The sequence below is a fragment of the Brevibacillus sp. NSP2.1 genome, assembly GCF_000470975.2.
GTDB lineage: Bacteria > Bacillota > Bacilli > Brevibacillales > Brevibacillaceae > Brevibacillus > Brevibacillus agri.
Genome location: NZ_CP048274.1, coordinates 2,925,061 through 2,941,398, shown reverse-complemented (window position 1 = coordinate 2,941,398; position 16,338 = coordinate 2,925,061). Strand labels below are relative to the sequence as shown.

The window sequence follows — 16,338 nt, the reverse complement described above, 5'->3', positions numbered from 1 at the left end:
ATGCTTTTTTACGTAGTCGATGATGATGAGGCCGTGCGCCTGATGTTGACGGAGATTATTGAGGATGAAAATTTGGGGGAAGTCGTGGGGGAAGCGGAGGACGGATCGCTCATCGACGGGCATATGCTGACGATGCGCCATGTAGACATCTTGCTGATCGATCTGCTCATGCCCATTCGCGACGGGATTGAAGCGATCCGGCAAATTCGCCCGGCGTTCAAGGGAAAGATCGTGATGATTTCCCAGGTAGAATCGAAGGACTTGATCGCGCAAGCCTACTCGCTCGGCAGCGAATACTACATCATCAAGCCCGTCAACCGGATCGAAGTGGTGACGATTTTGCAAAAAGTGATCGAGAAGATTCGGCTGGAAAAATCGATCCAGGACATCCACAAATCGCTGCATTCGGTTTTGCAGCTCGATCAGGCGGCCACGGGCCAGACGCGCACGGCCAAAAACGAAAAGCAGTTGCGCGAGGCGGGACAATTCCTCCTGTCGGAGCTTGGCATTGCGGGCGAGAACGGGAGCAACGATCTGCTCGATATTTTGGATTACTTGTCCGACTACGAGCAAACGCACACGTTCAAAAACGGCTTTCCCGCGCTCAAGGAAATTTTCGTCGCGGTGGCCGAAGCCAGGTTGGGAGCAGGGGCAGAAGAAGCGCAGGTCATGAAGGTGGTCAAGGCATCGGAGCAACGGGTGCGAAGGGCGATCTACCAGTCGTTGAACCATTTGGCTTCGCTCGGCCTGTCCGATCTGTCCAACTGGAAATTCGAGAATTACGCGTCGCAGTTTTTTGACTTTACTTTTGTGTGGAAAAAAATGGCGGAGCTGAAAAACAAGACCGCTGCTTCCTCCGATATTCGCATCAATATGAAAAAGTTTATTCAGGTGCTGTATGCCGAGGCCAGACGCATCCAGTCGGAAGCGTGAAACCGCACGGCTCGTTTCCCGGCGTCCGCCTCTTGCCCATCACGAAAAGCCCGATCTGGTCGATCCGGGCTTTTTGGCGTTCGACTGTTTTGGACAAAAAGGGCAACGCGATCGGTCTGTAACTACGGATGAGGGCCGTCCTGGTCCAGCAGCTTTTTCAGCTTGCGGTACACCGTGTTGCGCCCGATGCCCAAAATGCGCGCCGTCTGCGACACGTTCCCGCCTGTTTGCCGCAGCACCTCGACAATCTCGTTTTTTTCAGTGTTCGCCGTCGGCGCGGCAAGCTCTATCGCTTCGGGCGGGGAGTAGCTGGACAAGATGTAGGCGGGGAAGCTCGCCTGCTCAATCGTTCCGCCTTCGGAGAGAAAAGCGGCTTCGCGCAGCGCTGCGGCAAGCTGGCGAACATTCCCCGGCCAGGAGTAGCTCTCGATCAGCTTTTTCGCACTGGCGGAAAGCGTAAGCGGGCCTGTCCCGAGCTGCGCCTCGATGCCTTGCAGCAAAAGCGCAGCGAGCTGCAGCCGATCCGCGCGCTCGCGCAGTGGCGGCAGCGTGATCTGCACGCCTTGCAGGCGGTAAAACAAGTCTGCGCGGAAGCTGCCCTCCTGCACTTTTTGCCACAAATCCGTATGGGTGGCGGTAATGATTCGCACGTCGACGCGAATCGGCTTCGTTCCGCCTACGCGATGGACGGTAAAGTCTTGCAGCACGCGCAACAGGGCCACTTGCATTTCCAGCGGCATCTCGGCGATTTCGTCGAGAAAAAGCGTCCCCTGGTGCGCCTGTTCGATTTTTCCGGGCTGACCGGACTGCTTGGCCCCGGTAAACGCTCCCGGCTCGTAGCCGAACAGCTCGCTTTCCAGCAAACTTTTCGGGATCGCGCCGCAGTTGATCGCGACAAACGGCTTGTCCGCCCGGTTGCTTTCGAGGTGGATCGCCTGGCTGACGACGTCTTTGCCCGTGCCGCTTTCACCGAAGAGCATGACGGTGTAATCCGTCTTGGCAGCCCGTTTGGCGAGGCGAATAGCCGCGAGAAACTGCTCGTCTTGCCCGTACAGCTCATCAAAAGAAGTAAGGCCAGTCCGATTAGGAGGCCGGGTCGGCTTCGGCTTCGGTCGGGAGGGCGGGGATGCGGCAAGCTGGGGTGGCCGTGTGTCGATCAGGACTTTGGCGTGCCAGTGGCGCTGTCCGCTGGCTTTGGCATGCAGCGGCATCGTGCGCGCTGCCGCTGTGTCTTTTTGCCTGCCGAGCAAAGGCTCGATGTCCGCTATAAGCTCGGTCAGGTGTACCTGCCCGAACCGCTTTTTGTCCAGGTGCAAAAGCTGCTGCGCCTCGCGGTTGCCGCCTGTGACGACTCCGTCCTGGTCGACGGCGAGCAAGGCGTGGTGCTTCGCGCTTTGCTCCGGGTACAGCGAGATGACCATTTGCCGATCCGGGCGGTGGATGAGCAGCCAGTCTTCGATTTTGCGCGCCATCACGTCCACCATGCCCAAAAGGGAAGGGTGGTACATGGCAGAATGGCCGCTGAAATCGAGGACCGCCACCAGCTCGCCGTACGGGTCGAAAATCGGGGAAGCCGCACAGTAAAGCATGTGGTTGGAAGGCAAGTAATGATCGGTTCCGACGACGGCAAGCGGTTTTTGCTCCACGATGACTGTCCCTGCGGAGTTGGTCCCGCGCACCTGTTCAGACCAGCAGGCTCCGCGATGCACCTGAATTTTTTCCGTGTCCTTGAGAAAGGCAGGATCGCCTTTGCTTTCGAGGATGTACCCCGATGGATCGCAAAGGGCGACGATCGAGTACGAGCTTTTCAGCCAATAGGCCAAATGCTCCATCGTCGGGTCGACCGTTCTCATGAACTCTTCTTTCTGTTCCCGATACTGCCGGAACTGGGCTTCCTCCAGTATGGCATCCTTTGCTGTCAACGCATTGACTCCATTCAAGCGACTTCGTTCCCACGACTTTTTCAGCAAGGCATTAGTAGGCGCAAGCAAACGGTTCACCCCTCCGAAAGAGAAATGAGACTATCTCTTCTATATTACCACAATTTTCAAACAATATAAGAGGAGTGATGGAGCAATTGTATCGGCGAGATGGAGCAACTGTTCCAATGTACAAGGCGAAAACGATGCAAATAGCCGTTTTGAAAGCGTTTTCGTTTTGGCATGAAACATGCTTCTTATAGCGAGCGTAAGCATTTCCAAGCAAAAAAAGAGGAGGGACTTTTCGTGACGCAGACGGCAAACATCTCACTGGACCCTCGCGTGGAAGCTTTTTTGGCGGGCGGGCCGAAAAAGCTGTTCATTGGCGGGGAGTTTGTAGCATCGGCATCGGGAAAGACGTTTGAGACGATTGATCCGGCAACAGGCAAGGCGATTACTTCTGTGTACGAGGCAGATGCCGAAGACGTGGAACTGGCGGTGCAGGCAGCCGAAAAGGCGCTTGCGGGCGCGTGGGCAAAAGTGACGCCGAGCGAGCGGGGCCGCTTGCTGTGGAAGCTGGCCGACCTGATGGAAGAGCACGCCGAGGCGCTCGCGCAGCTCGAGACGATCGACAACGGCAAGCCCGTCACGCATGCCCGCGTCGCCGATATTCCGCTGGCGATTGACCATTTCCGCTATTACGCTGGCTGGTCGACGAAGCTCGCGGGCGAAGTCATCAACAACTCGGCCGGACCGAACATGCTGACCTACACGCGCCGCGAGCCTGTCGGGGTCGTCGGGCAGATCATTCCGTGGAATTTCCCGCTGCTTTTGGCGGCGTGGAAGCTGGGGGCGGCTCTGGCGACAGGCAACGCCGTCATTTTGAAAAGTGCCGAGCAAACGCCGCTCACCGCCATCTATCTGGCTGAGCTGATCCAGCAGGCCGGCTTCCCCGAAGGCGTGGTCAACATCATCACAGGCTTTGGTCCGACGGCAGGCGCTGCGATTACGAACCATCCGCGCATCCGCAAAGTGGCGTTCACCGGATCGACAGAGGTTGGCAAGCTCATCATGCAGCAAGCCGCTGGCAACTTGAAGCGGGTGTCGCTGGAACTGGGCGGCAAGTCGCCGAACATCATTTTCCCGGACGCCGATTTTTCCAAGGCGATTCCCGGCGCGCTGATGGGCATTTTCTTCAACCAGGGACAGGTGTGCTGCGCAGGCTCGCGGCTGTTCGTCCATAAAAAAGTGTACGACAACGTCCTCGCCGACATGACGAGCTTCGCCTCGAAAATGAAGCAGGGCAACGGGCTGGACGAGTCTACCGAGATCGGGCCGCTCGTATCGAGCGAGCAGTTTGCGCGGGTGTCGGGCTACCTGCAAAAAGGGCATGAGGAAGGCGCGACCTCGCTGACGGGAGGCGCACCGCTGGACGGGCCGGGCTACTTTGTGCCGCCGACGATTTTTGCCGATGTGAACGAGCGGATGACGATTGCCCGCGAAGAAATTTTTGGCCCGGTCGTCGCAGCGATGCCGTTTGACGACGAAGCGCAGATTGCCGATGTCATCCGGCGGGCAAACGACACCGAGTACGGGCTGGCTGCTGGCGTCTGGACGACAGACTTGCGCAAGGCGCACAAAGTCGCGCACGCGCTCGAAGCGGGCACCGTCTGGGTCAACTGCTACAATGCGCTGGACGCAGCCGTGCCGTTTGGCGGCTACAAGCAGTCCGGGTACGGGCGGGAAATGGGCTCGTATGCGCTCGATTTGTACACACAGGTAAAAGCGGTCTGGGTCAATCTGGATTAATTCCCTGCGGGCAAGGCTGAAAAAAAGAACGAGAAAAAATGAAGGGGGAAACGGTACATGAGAGCGGCGCAAATATTGGAGCAACAAAAACCACTTTACATCGGGGAGGTGCCGGACCCGACGCCGGGTCCAAAAGACGTCATCGTCCGGGTAGAGGCGTGCGGGGTATGCCGCAGTGACTGGCATGCGTGGATGGGCGACTGGGACTGGATCGGGTTGAGTCCGCAGTTGCCGATTATTCCGGGCCATGAGCTGGGAGGTGTCGTCGAGGCGGTCGGCAAGGAAGTGAAAAACTTCCGTCCCGGCGATCGCGTGACCACGCCTTTCCACGAAGGATGCTCGCATTGCGCCAATTGCCTCTCCGGGCATTCCAACCGCTGCGACAACATGGCGATCTTCGGATTCAGCTACGATGGCGCATACGCGGAATACGTCAAGGTGCCGAACGGAGACTTTAACCTGATCCGTCTGCCCGACGAGGTGGACACGCTGACGGCTGCGGCCATCGGCTGCCGCTACATGACAGGGTATCACGGCGTCGTGCGCGGAAACGTCCAGCCGGGCAACTGGCTTGCCGTACACGGGGCAGGCGGCGTAGGCTTGTCCTCGGTGCAGGTCGCAAGCGCTGTCGGCGCCATGGTCATCGCCGTGGATGTAGACGACGCAAAACTGGCAAAAGCAAAAGAAGAGGGCGCCGTCGCGGTCGTCAACGCCAGGAAGGAAAACGTCGTCGAAGCGATCAAGGAAATCACGAAGGGCGGGGCGCACGCCTCGATTGATGCCCTGGGGATACGCGATACGATCCTCAACTCGGTTCTGAGCCTGCGCAAAGGCGGCAGGCATGTGCAGATCGGCCTGACGACAAAAGACGAAGGCGGTATGGTCGGGCTGCCGATTGACGCGATTACCGCGATGGAACTGGAGATTGTCGGCAGCATCGGCAATCCGCACGCCGCCTATGACGGCTTGCTGACCATGATTGCCCAGGGCAGGCTGAATCCGTCCTCGCTCGTTTCCCGCGAGGTAGCGCTCGACGATGTGTCTGGCATCATGGAGGATATGACGAACTACAACACGTTCGGGTTCAACGTCATTACAAAATTCCGGTAGGAGCAAACAGCCAGTGTGTCTTTTTGGCCGCAGCAGCGCCAAAAGACACACTGGTTGATTTTTTCTGCGCTCAAGTGTACTTAAAAAACGTTTCATAAAAAGGAAAATTGGGTCAATTGTCGAAATGTTAATTCAAAAAATGTGTCACCCACTTTTTTATACAGATAAGAATGGATAAGATTCTTATCCAGTACAAGGGCAACTAAGGCTGCGCCAACGGCTTGGCGCAGCCAAGTTTTCTAATCTGGAGGATGGAGACCATGAATCAGCGGATAGCTCTGGATAGGTTTGCTAATCTTTCACAAGAAAGAGTAAAGCTTGAACTGGAGTGGGAACGATTTGTTTCAGGAATCAGTGAAAGACCGGCTATTCGACCGCTGATGTACGAATCTTGGCAACGCTGTCAGGAGCAAAGCATCCATCCTCTGAGCAACCGAACAGCGATCACCCTGTCCCGGGAAGAGATTGAGGCCTTTTGGCAGGGTGACTCGCTTCAGCGCATACTCAAGCCGCTTCTGTTGAAGCTGAAGGATGCTTCGATGGACTCCGGCCACCTGGTTACGTTTTGCAACGCGGCAGGCAATATCGTCCATCTCGATGGCGACTTGTCGCTGATGCTGAAAGCAGAAGACATGAATTTCGTCCTCGGCTCGTCCTGGGCAGAGAATCGGGCAGGGACGAACGCCATCGGGACTTCCCTTGTGACAGGAAGCCCGGTGCAGGTGTTTGCCGCCGAGCATTTTTGCCAGGAGGTGCAAAAATGGACGTGCTCGGCCGCTCCTATCCGCGACCCGGCCACCCGCGATATTTTGGGGGTGTTCAACCTGACAGGCTTGTGGCGGGTTTACCATCCGCACTCGCTGTCAGCGGTGATCTCCGCGAGGCAAACGGTGGAAAGCTGTTTGCGCAATCAACTGGAGCAGGAGCGGTTTCGCCTGACGGAGCGCTTTTCCCAGCTCGTGTCCTCGGTTGTCGGCAGTCCTTTTCTGGTGCTGGACCGCGGGGGCAAGGTCATCAACGCTTCGAACATGCTGTACGAACAGGGCTGGATAGACAACCAACAAAATTTGATCGGCGCACCGCCAAATGTTCGGGTGGAGCGAGCAGGAAGTGATCGGCGACAAGCTGCCGACGATTCCCGATTTTTTGCAGGAAGATTATGAGAAGCTGCACGCGGAAATCGTGCGAAACCGCTATGTGACCTCGTATGAGACGGTGCGGCAGCGCAAGGACGGCACGTTGCTTAACGTCAGTACATTCATTTCGCCGCTCTCTGATGCAAAAGGCAATCTGATCGCTTTTGTCGCGATTCAGCGTGACATTACAGAGCATAAACGGATGGAGGCCGCGCTGATCGAAAATGCCAAGCAGTTGCGGACGTTAATCAACGCCATGCCCGATTCCGTCTGCTTCAAGGACGGCGAGGGCCACTGGATCGAGGCAAACGACTGCTGCCTGCGCATTTTTGAGCTGGAGCATGTCCCGTACCAGGGCAAGCACGACGAGGAGCTGGCGCGACTGTCCCCCCATTACCGGAGCGCGTTGCTGCAATGCGCCGAGTCGGACAAGCGGGCGTGGGAAGAGGGCAAGCCTGTCCGCCTGGAAGAGATCATTTTCGTCAGTCGGGAAGAATCGCGCATTTTTGACGTGCGCAAAGTTCCACTCTTCGACCCGGACGGCAGGCGCATCGGCCTGTTGGTCATCAGCCACGACATTACCGAGCTGAAAAAGACCGAGGAACTGCTGCGAAAATCAGAAAAGCTGTCTGTCGTCGGCCAGTTGGCCGCAGGCGTCGCGCACGAAATCCGCAACCCGCTGACCTCGATTCGCGGCTTCATCCAGTTCATTCAGGAGGGCAACTACAAGCGGGAGTATTTTCAGACGATCCTCTCCGAGCTGGATCGCATCCAATCGGTCGTGAACGAATTTTTGGTGCTCGCCAAGCCGCAGGTCATCAACTTCACGCCGCGCAACCTTTCGCCGCTCTTGCATCAGGTAGTAGAGCTGCTGCAAACCGAGGCGATTTTAAACAACGTCCAGATCACGGTGGAGCTGGACGAGACTGCCACGATGGTCAATTGCGAAGAAAATCAATTAAAGCAGGTCTTTATCAATATTTTAAAAAATGCGATCGAAGCCATGCCAAACGGCGGGCGCATCACGATTCAGCTCCAGCAGCTCGGCGACACCCTTTCTGTGCGCATTCAGGACCAGGGAGAGGGGATAGGCGAAGAGCGCATCCAGAAGCTGGGCGAGCCGTTTTATACGACGAAAGAAAAGGGAACAGGTCTCGGCCTGATGATTAGCTACAAAATCATCCAAGCTCATCAAGGGAACATGAAAATCAGCAGCCAGCGGAACAAGGGAACAACGGTGGAGATTACGCTGCCGGTATGTGGGTCCTTTGCATGAGCTTTTGGCGATAGCCCAGGGGGAAAGTCTCTGGGCTTTTTCGGTGGCAAAAGGTTCGGGAAGCAGCGCGACAATTGACGGGAAAAGTCGAAAAGAAAAAATGACAGAATATTGACAAAACAGAGCCCGGATGTTATTTTCTGGATAGGAAAACGTTTACCTGAATGAGAGAAAGTGAGTGAGAGACCATTTCTGTCACCATAAAAGACATTGCCCAACTCGCCAACGTCTCGATTGCCACCGTCTCGCGGGTATTGAACAACTCGAAGCCAGTCAGGCCGGAGCTGCGCGAGCGGGTTTTGCGCATCGTCCAGAAGACGGGCTTTCAGCCGAATGCGATCGCCCGCAGTCTCGTCAGCAAGGAAACCCGGATTATCGGCGTCATGATTCCGGACATCAACAACAATTTTTACTCTAACCTCACCTACGGGATCGACAGTGTCCTCAGCGAAGACGACTACAGCATGTTTTTAGCGATCTCGGACGAGGTCGTGGACAAAGAGCTGAAGTATTTGCGCCTGTTCAAAGAAAAGCAGCTCGATGGCGTCATCATCGCCAGCATTCATTTTCTGGAGAGCAGCTTCCAGACGCTCCACGACATGCAGGTGCCGATGGTCGTGACGGGGCATGACTTGCCCGGCTATCAGATTCCGACCGTCAACGTCAACAACGTCCAGGCGTCCTACGATGCCACGGCCTATCTCATCTCGCAGGGCCACCGGAAAATCGCCTGTGTCTCCGGGCCGCTGTGGGACCCGCCGTGCGGGCTGGACCGCATGGGCGGATACCGCAAAGCGATGCGCGCGCACGACCTGCCGATTCACGAGGGCTTTGTCGTAGAGGGCGATTTCACTGCCAAAAGCGGCTATGAGGCCATGCGCCGCATCTGCGAGGAAGCTGTGCGTCCGACCGCCGTGTTTGTCGCCACAGACCTGATGGCCGTAGGCGTGCTCAACTATTTGCACGACCACGGGATTCGCGTTCCGGAAGACATCTCGGTCATGGGGTTTGACAACCTGGAGCTGGCCTCCTTGACCCGCCCCATGCTGACGACCGTACACAACGACCCGTTCATGTACGGCAAGGCAGCGGCAGAGCAACTGCTCAAGCAAATCCGCAACGAGCCGGTGGAGCGGATGAGCACCGTGCCGCACCATCTCGTCATCCGGCAAAGTGTAAGCGCTGTATTTGAGGGAGCATCACGAACTGCCCATAGATGAACCTGCAAGCTCCGCGAGAAAAAAGGAGGGGAAGCATTTGAAGCTCGGTGTGTTTACCGTTTTGTTTAGCGACAAGTCGTTTGAGGAAATGCTCGACCATGTGAAGGAGGCGGGACTGGAGGCAGTGGAAATCGGGACGGGTGGTTATCCCGGCAACGCGCACTGCCCGCTCGATGAGCTGCTGGAAAGCGAGCAAAAGCGTCAGGCGTACCGCAAAGCCGTCGAGGAGCGGGGACTGGTCATCAGCGCGCTCAGTTGCCACGGCAATCCGCTTTCGCCGGACAAAAGCTTTGCCCAGCAGTCGCACGAGACGTTCGTCAAAACGGTTCAGTTGGCTGAGTTGCTGGAAGTTCCTGTCGTCAATTGCTTTTCCGGCACGGCGGGAGATCACGAAGGCGCGAAGTACCCGAACTGGCCTGTCGCTCCCTGGCCGAATGAATACCGCGACGTGCTGAACTGGCAGTGGAACGAGAAGCTGATTCCGTACTGGAGAGAGTGGGGCGGCTACGCCAAGTCGCATCAGGTCAAAGTCGCCCTGGAGTTGCACGGAGGCTTTCTCGTCCATACACCGGGTACGCTGCTCAAGCTGCGCGAGCAAGTCGGAGACGCGATCGGGGCCAACTTCGACCCGAGCCATATGTGGTGGCAAGGCATTGATCCGGTAGCGGCGATCAAAATATTGGGAAAAGAACAAGCGATCTACCACTTCCATGCCAAAGATACGTATATCGATCAGGACAAGGTGAACATGTACGGGCTGACCGACATGAACTCGTACGCGAATCTCAATGAACGGGCGTGGTATTTCCGCACGGTCGGCTACGGACACTCGCAGCAGACGTGGGCGGACATGATGAGCGCCCTGCGCATGAACGGCTACGATTACGTCATCAGCATCGAGCACGAAGACGCGATCATGTCGATTGAGGAAGGCTTCGAGCGCGCCGTGCAAAATTTGCAGCAAGTCATTTTGCGCGAGCCGATCAAAAATCTTTGGTGGGTGTAGGAGGGAGATGTAGCGAATATGCGCACACACAAAATCGGGATCATCGGGGCAGGCGGGATCGCTCTGGCTCATCTGGAGGCGGCCAAGAGGGAGCCGCGTGCAGAGATCGTCGCCATTGCAGATGTGTCGCGGGAAACGGCAGCGGAAAAAGCCGAGCAGTACGGGATTGCGCACGTCTTTACCGACTATGAGGAGATGCTTTCGCAAGCGCCGATCGACGCGGTGATCGTCTGCGTCCCGAACTATTTGCACGCGCAAGCGGCGAAACAAGCGCTGGCAGCAGGCAAGCATCTGCTCTGCGAAAAGCCGATGGCCATGAACGCCCAGCAGGCGGAAGACATGATCGAAGCGGCGAAGCAAGCCGGGAAAATTTTGATGGTCGCGCAAAACAACCGCTTTCGCAGCCAAGCCCAGCAAGTCAAGGCATGGCTGGATGAAGGCAGGTTAGGCAGCATCTATCACGCCAAGACAGGCTGGGTGCGGCGCAACGGCATTCCCGGCTGGGGGAGCTGGTTTACGCAAAAAGAGCTGGCAGGCGGAGGCCCTTTGATTGACATCGGGGTACATATGCTCGACTTGACTTTGTGGCTGCTCGACCATCCAAAGCCGGTGTCTGTACTCGGCCAGACGTATGCGCAATTCGGCCCGCACAAGCGCGGACTGTCCGAGTGGGGCAGGCGCGAGGAAAACGGCAAGTTTGACGTCGAAGACATGGCGGTCGCGATGATTACATTTGAAAACGGATTTTCGCTCACGCTGGACGCAAGCTGGGCTTCTCACATCGAAAAAGAAAACGTTTTCCTGCAACTGTACGGGCAGGCGGGAGGCGTCTCGCTCGGCTTGCTTGAGGAAAAGCTGACGCTGTACCACGAGTGGGGCGGCGTGACGGCGACGACGGAGCTGTCGCCAACGCCTTGCAACGAGCGGGTGATGCTGCTCGCCAATTTCCTCGATGCGGTCGAAGGGAAGGCGCAGCCGCTCTGCACACCGGAGCAAGCCTTGTACATCACCCGGTTGATCGAGGCGATTTACCAGTCGGCGCAAACAGGCGAGGCTGTCCGACTGTAACGGCGGTTTTACGGCCTGCTTTGGCAGGCGACATAGATCCATAAAGAGCATAGGGGGTTAAATTGCATGAAAGTTATGAAACGGCTTACATCAATGGGACTTACCTTGACAGTTGCACTCTCCTTGGCAGCATGCTCATCAGCTCCGCAACAATCCGCGCCCGCACAGGGACAGCCCGCGACCGAGGCACCGAAGACAGAACCGGCTCCGCAGCCCGCCGCAGAAAAAGTCAAGCTCGTCTACGCGCGCGGCAAAGATGCGACCGACTCCACGAAAAAGCTCGTCGAAGCTTTTCAAAACGCCCACCCGAACATCGAGGTAGAAATTCGCGAAATGCCGTCTGACACCGGACAAAGCCACGACCAGTACGTCACCATGTTCAGCGCGCAGTCCCAGGAGATCGACGTGTTTGACTTAGACGTCATCTGGCCCGCGGAATTTGCCCAGGCCGGCTATTTGCTCCCGCTGGACCGCTTGATCGAGCAGGACGGCATTGACACCGGCAAATACATCAAAGGGGCGATGGATGCCGGAAACTTCGGCGGCCAGCAGTGGACCATGCCGAAATTCATCGATGCCGGGCTGCTGTTTTACCGCAAGGACCTGGTCAAAGAGCCGCCCAAAACATGGGATGAGCTGATCGCGCAGGCGAAAGCCACGAAGGGGCAGGGCGGCACGAAATTCGGCTACCTGATGCAAGCGAAGCAATACGAAGGACTGGTGTGCAACTTCGTCGAGTTCATTGCCTCCTACGGCGGAAAAATTTTGGATGAACAAGGCAACGTGGCGATTAACAATCCGGCCACCATCAAAGGCTTGAACAAAATGATCGAGGTCGTCCAATCGGACTTCGTGCCGAGCAACATCACCACCTTTATGGAGACCGAATCGCATACCGCTTTCCTCGAAGGACAATCGGCTTTCGTCCGCAACTGGCCGTACCAGTTCGCGCTCGCACAAGATCAGGCGCAGTCCAAAATCGTCGACAAAGTAGCAATCGCTCCGCTGCCGGCAGGCGATGCCGGGTCCGCTGCGGCGCTCGGCGGATGGATGGGCGGCATCAACAAGTTCAGCAAGCATCCGAAAGAAGCGTGGGAATTTCTGAAGTTTATGACGGGGGCCGAAGGGCAAAAAATTTCGGCGGTGCACGGCGGACTCGCTCCGACTTTCCTGCCTGTGTATGAAGATGCCGAAGTGCAAAAGGCAAGCCCGCTGTTCGCCAACAAAGACTTCGTAGATGGCGTCAGCGCTGCCGTCTCCCGTCCGACTACGCCGATTTATCCGAAAATCTCCGAAGTAATCCAGATCGAGGTGTCCAAGGCTCTCGCCGGACAGCAAACCGCCGAGCAAGCTGTGCAAAACATGGAAACGAAAATGAATGAGCTGATAAAAAAATAACGCAAGGCAAGCCGGAAAGAATACGGGTCCAATGGCTTCCGGGAGGGCGCGTCTCTCCCGGGAGTGAATGGATGTCGGATTTTGCCCAGTACCTCGAATGTTCCTATCAGGATAGAAGGTGGTGAACGGATGAATCGACAAAACAAAGGGTCCCTTTCGGAAAAACAGACGGGCTATTTGCTGATTTTTCCCGCACTGCTGATTATACTCGTCATCGCGATTTGGCCTGTCATGCGATCGTTTTGGATCAGTCTGCACGACATCCGGTTGAATGACCCGACGAAGACAGAGGTCCACTCTTCCTATGGGCTGGACATGGAGCGCTACGTCAGCACGCTGCCCAATTTGCTCCGCTATGTGAAAAGAGAGGCAGAGTCTGCCGAAGGGGCAACGAAGGAACAACTGGACGCCATCCGGCAGCAGATCGAGCAAATGAATGCTTCCCTCAACCAGACAGGCGAGATCGCGAGCCGTTACCACGCCGTCGATCAGTTGCTGCTCGAATTCAAGCCGATTCCCGCCGAACTGAAATATGTGACGCTGACAGGTGAGCAGACAGATGCTGTGCGGACAACCTTGGAGCAGGCGGAGGCGGCACTCCTTGCGCTTGGCGCGCAAAAGCAACTGTCTAAGCCCGAGGGGGCGGTCGGCGTCATGGCGGGGATCCAATCCTCGCTGATCGAACCGAACTACATTGGCTTCGCCTATTACCAGAAGTTTTTGACCGACAGCCGAATGTGGGCCGCTTTGTACAACACGTTCTTTTTCACTGTCGTCTCTGTTGCGATTGAGCTTGTGCTCGGCATGGGCATTGCGCTGCTCCTCAATCGGCCGTTTCGCGGGCGGGGGCTTGTCCGCGCGACCGTGCTGATTCCGTGGGCCATCCCGACGGTCATTTCCGCCATGATGTGGAAATTTCTTTACGACGGGCAAAACGGGATTGTGGCGCATCTGTTCGAGGTGACAGGGCTTGTCTCGGACATGGGCGTGCTGCTCTCGACGAAGGCAGGCGCGATGTTTTCCGTCATTTTGGCCGACGTCTGGAAAACGACGCCGTTCATGGCCTTGCTGCTCTTTGCTGGCTTGCAGACCATTCCGCAAAGCTTGTACGAAGCCGCCTCTGTAGATGGGGCCAACCGCTTCCAGCAATTTTTCCGCATCACCTTGCCCATGCTCAAGTCGACGATTCTCGTGGCGCTGTTGTTCCGCACGCTCGACGCGTTCCGGGTGTTCGACCTCATTTATGCGCTCACAGGCGGGGGGCCAGCCAACTCGACAGAAACGATTTCCATCTACGCCTACAAAACGATGTTTGCGCAGATGAGCTTTGGTGAAGGCTCGGCGCTCGCTGTCATTGTTTTCTTGTGCGTCGCCTTGATTTCGATTGGCTACGTCAAAATTTTGGGAGCAGACCTCTTGGGTGAGGGCAACGGAAAATAAGGAGGAAACGTGCATGCAAAAAAGTGCAGGGCCCTTGTTCTACGTCGGATTGCTGCTTTTTGTCTTCGTCGTCATGTTCCCGTTTTTATGGATTTTGCTCGCCGCCCTAAAACCCCCAGGGGAGCTGTTCGGTGAGCGCGCCTTTCAGTTCATCATCGAGAATCCGACGCTCGACAACTTCATCCGCGTATTCACCGAACGGCCATTTGCCACATATTTGTGGAACTCGACGGTAGTAGCGACGCTGACGACGCTGTATTCGATCACGATTGCGTCCTTTGCCGCGTATGCGATCGCCTGGCTGTCTTTTCGCGGGAAGACGATCATTCTCGGCGTCGTTTTGGCCGTCTCCATGTTCCCGCAAATCGCCACGATCTCGCCGATTTTCATGTTCATGCAGTCCGTGGGTCTGACAAACAGCTACCTTGGCCTGATTATCCCCTATACGACCTTCGCGCTGCCGCTCGCCATCTGGAATTTGACGATCTTCTTCCGCAAAATTCCGAGCGATCTCGGAGAAGCCGCCAAAGTGGACGGGGCGAGCATTTGGCAGACGATGACACGCGTGTTTTTTCCGCTGGCGATGCCAGGCGTGTTTACGACGGCGATTCTCGTCTTTATCGCCGCCTGGAACGAATTTTTGTTTGCGCTCACGCTGAATACGCAGGAAGCGATGAAGACAGTTCCGGTGGGCATCGTCATGTTTCAAGGGATGTTCACGATTCCGTGGGGGGAAATCTCGGCTGCGTCCATCATCGTGACCGTGCCGCTCGTAATTATGGTGCTGATTTTCCAGAGACGGATTATTTCCGGCTTGACGTCCGGCGCAGTCAAAGAGTGAGGCGTGCGACTTAAGTGGCACAGCATGCGGCTCGCCCAGGCTGGCAGGAATTTTCAGCAGGGGGCGCGAACTATCGAACTATGACGAAAACAAACCTGCCAGCACAGACAAAAGGGGAGAGTCCATGCCGTTTTCACCGTTTGAAATTCGCGTACAACCAGAGGAGATTCACGATGGCCATGTGAACAACGTCCAATACATGGCGTTTTTGGAGCAGGCTCGCCAGCCGTGGTATCACTATTTTTCCCGCCTTGGCTTCCGCTCGTTCGTGGCCAGGCTGCAAGCCGAATACAAAAAGGAAGCCTTTCTCGGCGACGTCCTGCTGATTCATTCGTCCATAGAGCGGGTGGGCAACACGAGCTTTGTGCTCAGGCAGCTCATCCGCAACCAGCGCGATGAGCTTGTCTTGCAAGCAGAGGTTACGTTTGTCGCCATTTGCGCAAGGACGGGCGAAAAGATTCGCGTGCCCGATGAGCTGCGGCAGCAAGCGTAAGCAGGGGAAGTCCGCTTGCTCGCCTGGCAAAAGACGCCCGTGCAGGAAAAGAGGGTCCGATCGCTTCAGAATCGGGCTTTTTTGGCGTGCCCAAACGAAAAACGACCGCTGCTTCTGGCGTCCGGGCCTTCAGTCAAACGTTTTTTGCGGAGACGGGTAAAACGGCACGAGATGGCGACGACGCCGTCTAGCCGCTAACCATGACAAAAGTTGCCGCTACAGAAAAAAAGAATGTTGAAATTTGTGGCAAATTTGACTGAAATACACTTTGCGTACAAACTTTCCTCACGATTCGCTGTTGGTTTTGTCTCGTTTCGACGAAAAATCCACTCTGAACAGGAAGGAAGCGCGGTACAGAAATGAGATCCGTTGAGTTGCAGCCGCGAAACAAGCCATGTCCAGTAAAATAACGACCAGCCACATCTCGCTGCCAAAAGGGGGAGGCGCCATCCAGGGAATGGGCGAAACCTTTGCGCAGCATGAGTTTACCGGAACGTTTTCCTTTTCCCTTCCCATCCACCTCACGCCCGGTCGAGGGTGTTTTCCCGAACTGCAGCTCGCGTACAGCTCAGGAGAGGGGAACGGCATTTTCGGTCTGGGATTCAGCCTGTCCTCCCTCTGATCTCGCGCAAAACCGCCAAAGGAATCAACGATTGCATTTCCTTGCACATCATGCCTATAATCTATAT

At 56.3% G+C, this 16,338-nt stretch carries 15 protein-coding genes; 14 read left to right on the top strand and 1 reads right to left on the bottom strand.

All coding sequences use genetic code 11. From position 1 onward, the window contains the following. Nucleotides 1-933, top strand: coding sequence for a response regulator (locus tag M655_RS14200; RefSeq protein WP_005831877.1), 933 nt, complete (start codon nucleotides 1-3; stop codon nucleotides 931-933). Next, the gene (locus M655_RS14195; RefSeq protein ID WP_255320403.1) at nucleotides 930-1,055 is read left to right on the top strand and encodes a hypothetical protein; all 126 of its coding nucleotides are present in this window, start codon (nucleotides 930-932) and stop codon (nucleotides 1,053-1,055) included. The genes M655_RS14200 and M655_RS14195 overlap by 4 nt, the downstream gene beginning before the upstream one ends. On the opposite strand, the gene M655_RS14190 is transcribed toward M655_RS14195, so the two are convergent. Beyond that, entirely contained in the window at nucleotides 1,056-2,855 is a 1,800-nt protein-coding gene (locus tag M655_RS14190) for a sigma-54-dependent Fis family transcriptional regulator (RefSeq protein ID WP_286085832.1), read from the bottom strand. Nucleotides 2,856-3,158: 303 nt separating this feature from the next. Here M655_RS14190 and M655_RS14185 point away from each other — a divergent pair, with 303 nt between their 5' ends. From M655_RS14185 to M655_RS14130, 12 genes are all read left to right on the top strand, one after another. After that, a complete protein-coding gene (locus M655_RS14185; protein ID WP_005831880.1) occupies nucleotides 3,159-4,661 on the top strand; it encodes an aldehyde dehydrogenase family protein in 1,503 nt (500 codons plus the stop codon). A gap of 57 nt (nucleotides 4,662-4,718) precedes the next feature. Continuing rightward, a complete protein-coding gene (locus M655_RS14180) occupies nucleotides 4,719-5,771 on the top strand; it encodes a zinc-dependent alcohol dehydrogenase family protein (protein ID WP_025846679.1) in 1,053 nt (350 codons plus the stop codon). A 380-nt stretch (nucleotides 5,772-6,151) separates the two neighbouring features. Next, nucleotides 6,152-6,934, top strand: coding sequence for a sigma-54-dependent transcriptional regulator family protein (locus M655_RS14175; protein ID WP_286085831.1), 783 nt, complete (start codon nucleotides 6,152-6,154; stop codon nucleotides 6,932-6,934). Continuing rightward, entirely contained in the window at nucleotides 6,858-8,183 is a 1,326-nt protein-coding gene (locus M655_RS14170; RefSeq protein ID WP_081414692.1) for a PAS domain-containing sensor histidine kinase, read from the top strand. Before M655_RS14175 ends, M655_RS14170 begins: the two co-directional genes overlap by 77 nt. A gap of 254 nt (nucleotides 8,184-8,437) precedes the next feature. Beyond that, entirely contained in the window at nucleotides 8,438-9,403 is a 966-nt protein-coding gene (locus M655_RS14165; RefSeq protein ID WP_005831888.1) for a substrate-binding domain-containing protein, read from the top strand. Between the two features lie 37 nt (nucleotides 9,404-9,440). Beyond that, on the top strand, nucleotides 9,441-10,409 hold the full coding sequence (locus tag M655_RS14160; protein ID WP_007787572.1) for a sugar phosphate isomerase/epimerase family protein: 969 nt from the start codon (nucleotides 9,441-9,443) through the stop codon (nucleotides 10,407-10,409). 18 nt (nucleotides 10,410-10,427) lie between these two features. After that, the gene (locus M655_RS14155) at nucleotides 10,428-11,477 is read left to right on the top strand and encodes a Gfo/Idh/MocA family protein (RefSeq protein WP_026557168.1); all 1,050 of its coding nucleotides are present in this window, start codon (nucleotides 10,428-10,430) and stop codon (nucleotides 11,475-11,477) included. A gap of 66 nt (nucleotides 11,478-11,543) precedes the next feature. Then, nucleotides 11,544-12,875 carry an ABC transporter substrate-binding protein gene (locus tag M655_RS14150; protein WP_007787574.1) on the top strand — a complete coding sequence of 444 codons (1,332 nt, stop codon included), beginning with the start codon at nucleotides 11,544-11,546 and terminating at the stop codon, nucleotides 12,873-12,875. Between the two features lie 129 nt (nucleotides 12,876-13,004). Further along, on the top strand, nucleotides 13,005-14,315 hold the full coding sequence (locus tag M655_RS14145; protein WP_005831893.1) for a carbohydrate ABC transporter permease: 1,311 nt from the start codon (nucleotides 13,005-13,007) through the stop codon (nucleotides 14,313-14,315). Nucleotides 14,316-14,328: 13 nt separating this feature from the next. Further along, nucleotides 14,329-15,156: a carbohydrate ABC transporter permease gene (locus M655_RS14140; protein ID WP_005831897.1), complete on the top strand. Its 828-nt coding sequence runs from the start codon at nucleotides 14,329-14,331 to the stop codon at nucleotides 15,154-15,156. A gap of 124 nt (nucleotides 15,157-15,280) precedes the next feature. After that, nucleotides 15,281-15,649, top strand: a complete 369-nt coding sequence (locus M655_RS14135; RefSeq protein WP_026557169.1) for an acyl-CoA thioesterase — start codon at nucleotides 15,281-15,283, stop codon at nucleotides 15,647-15,649. Nucleotides 15,650-16,043: 394 nt separating this feature from the next. Further along, the gene (locus M655_RS14130) at nucleotides 16,044-16,271 is read left to right on the top strand and encodes a SpvB/TcaC N-terminal domain-containing protein (RefSeq protein WP_081414694.1); all 228 of its coding nucleotides are present in this window, start codon (nucleotides 16,044-16,046) and stop codon (nucleotides 16,269-16,271) included. The last annotated feature ends 67 nt before the right edge of the window (nucleotides 16,272-16,338 follow it).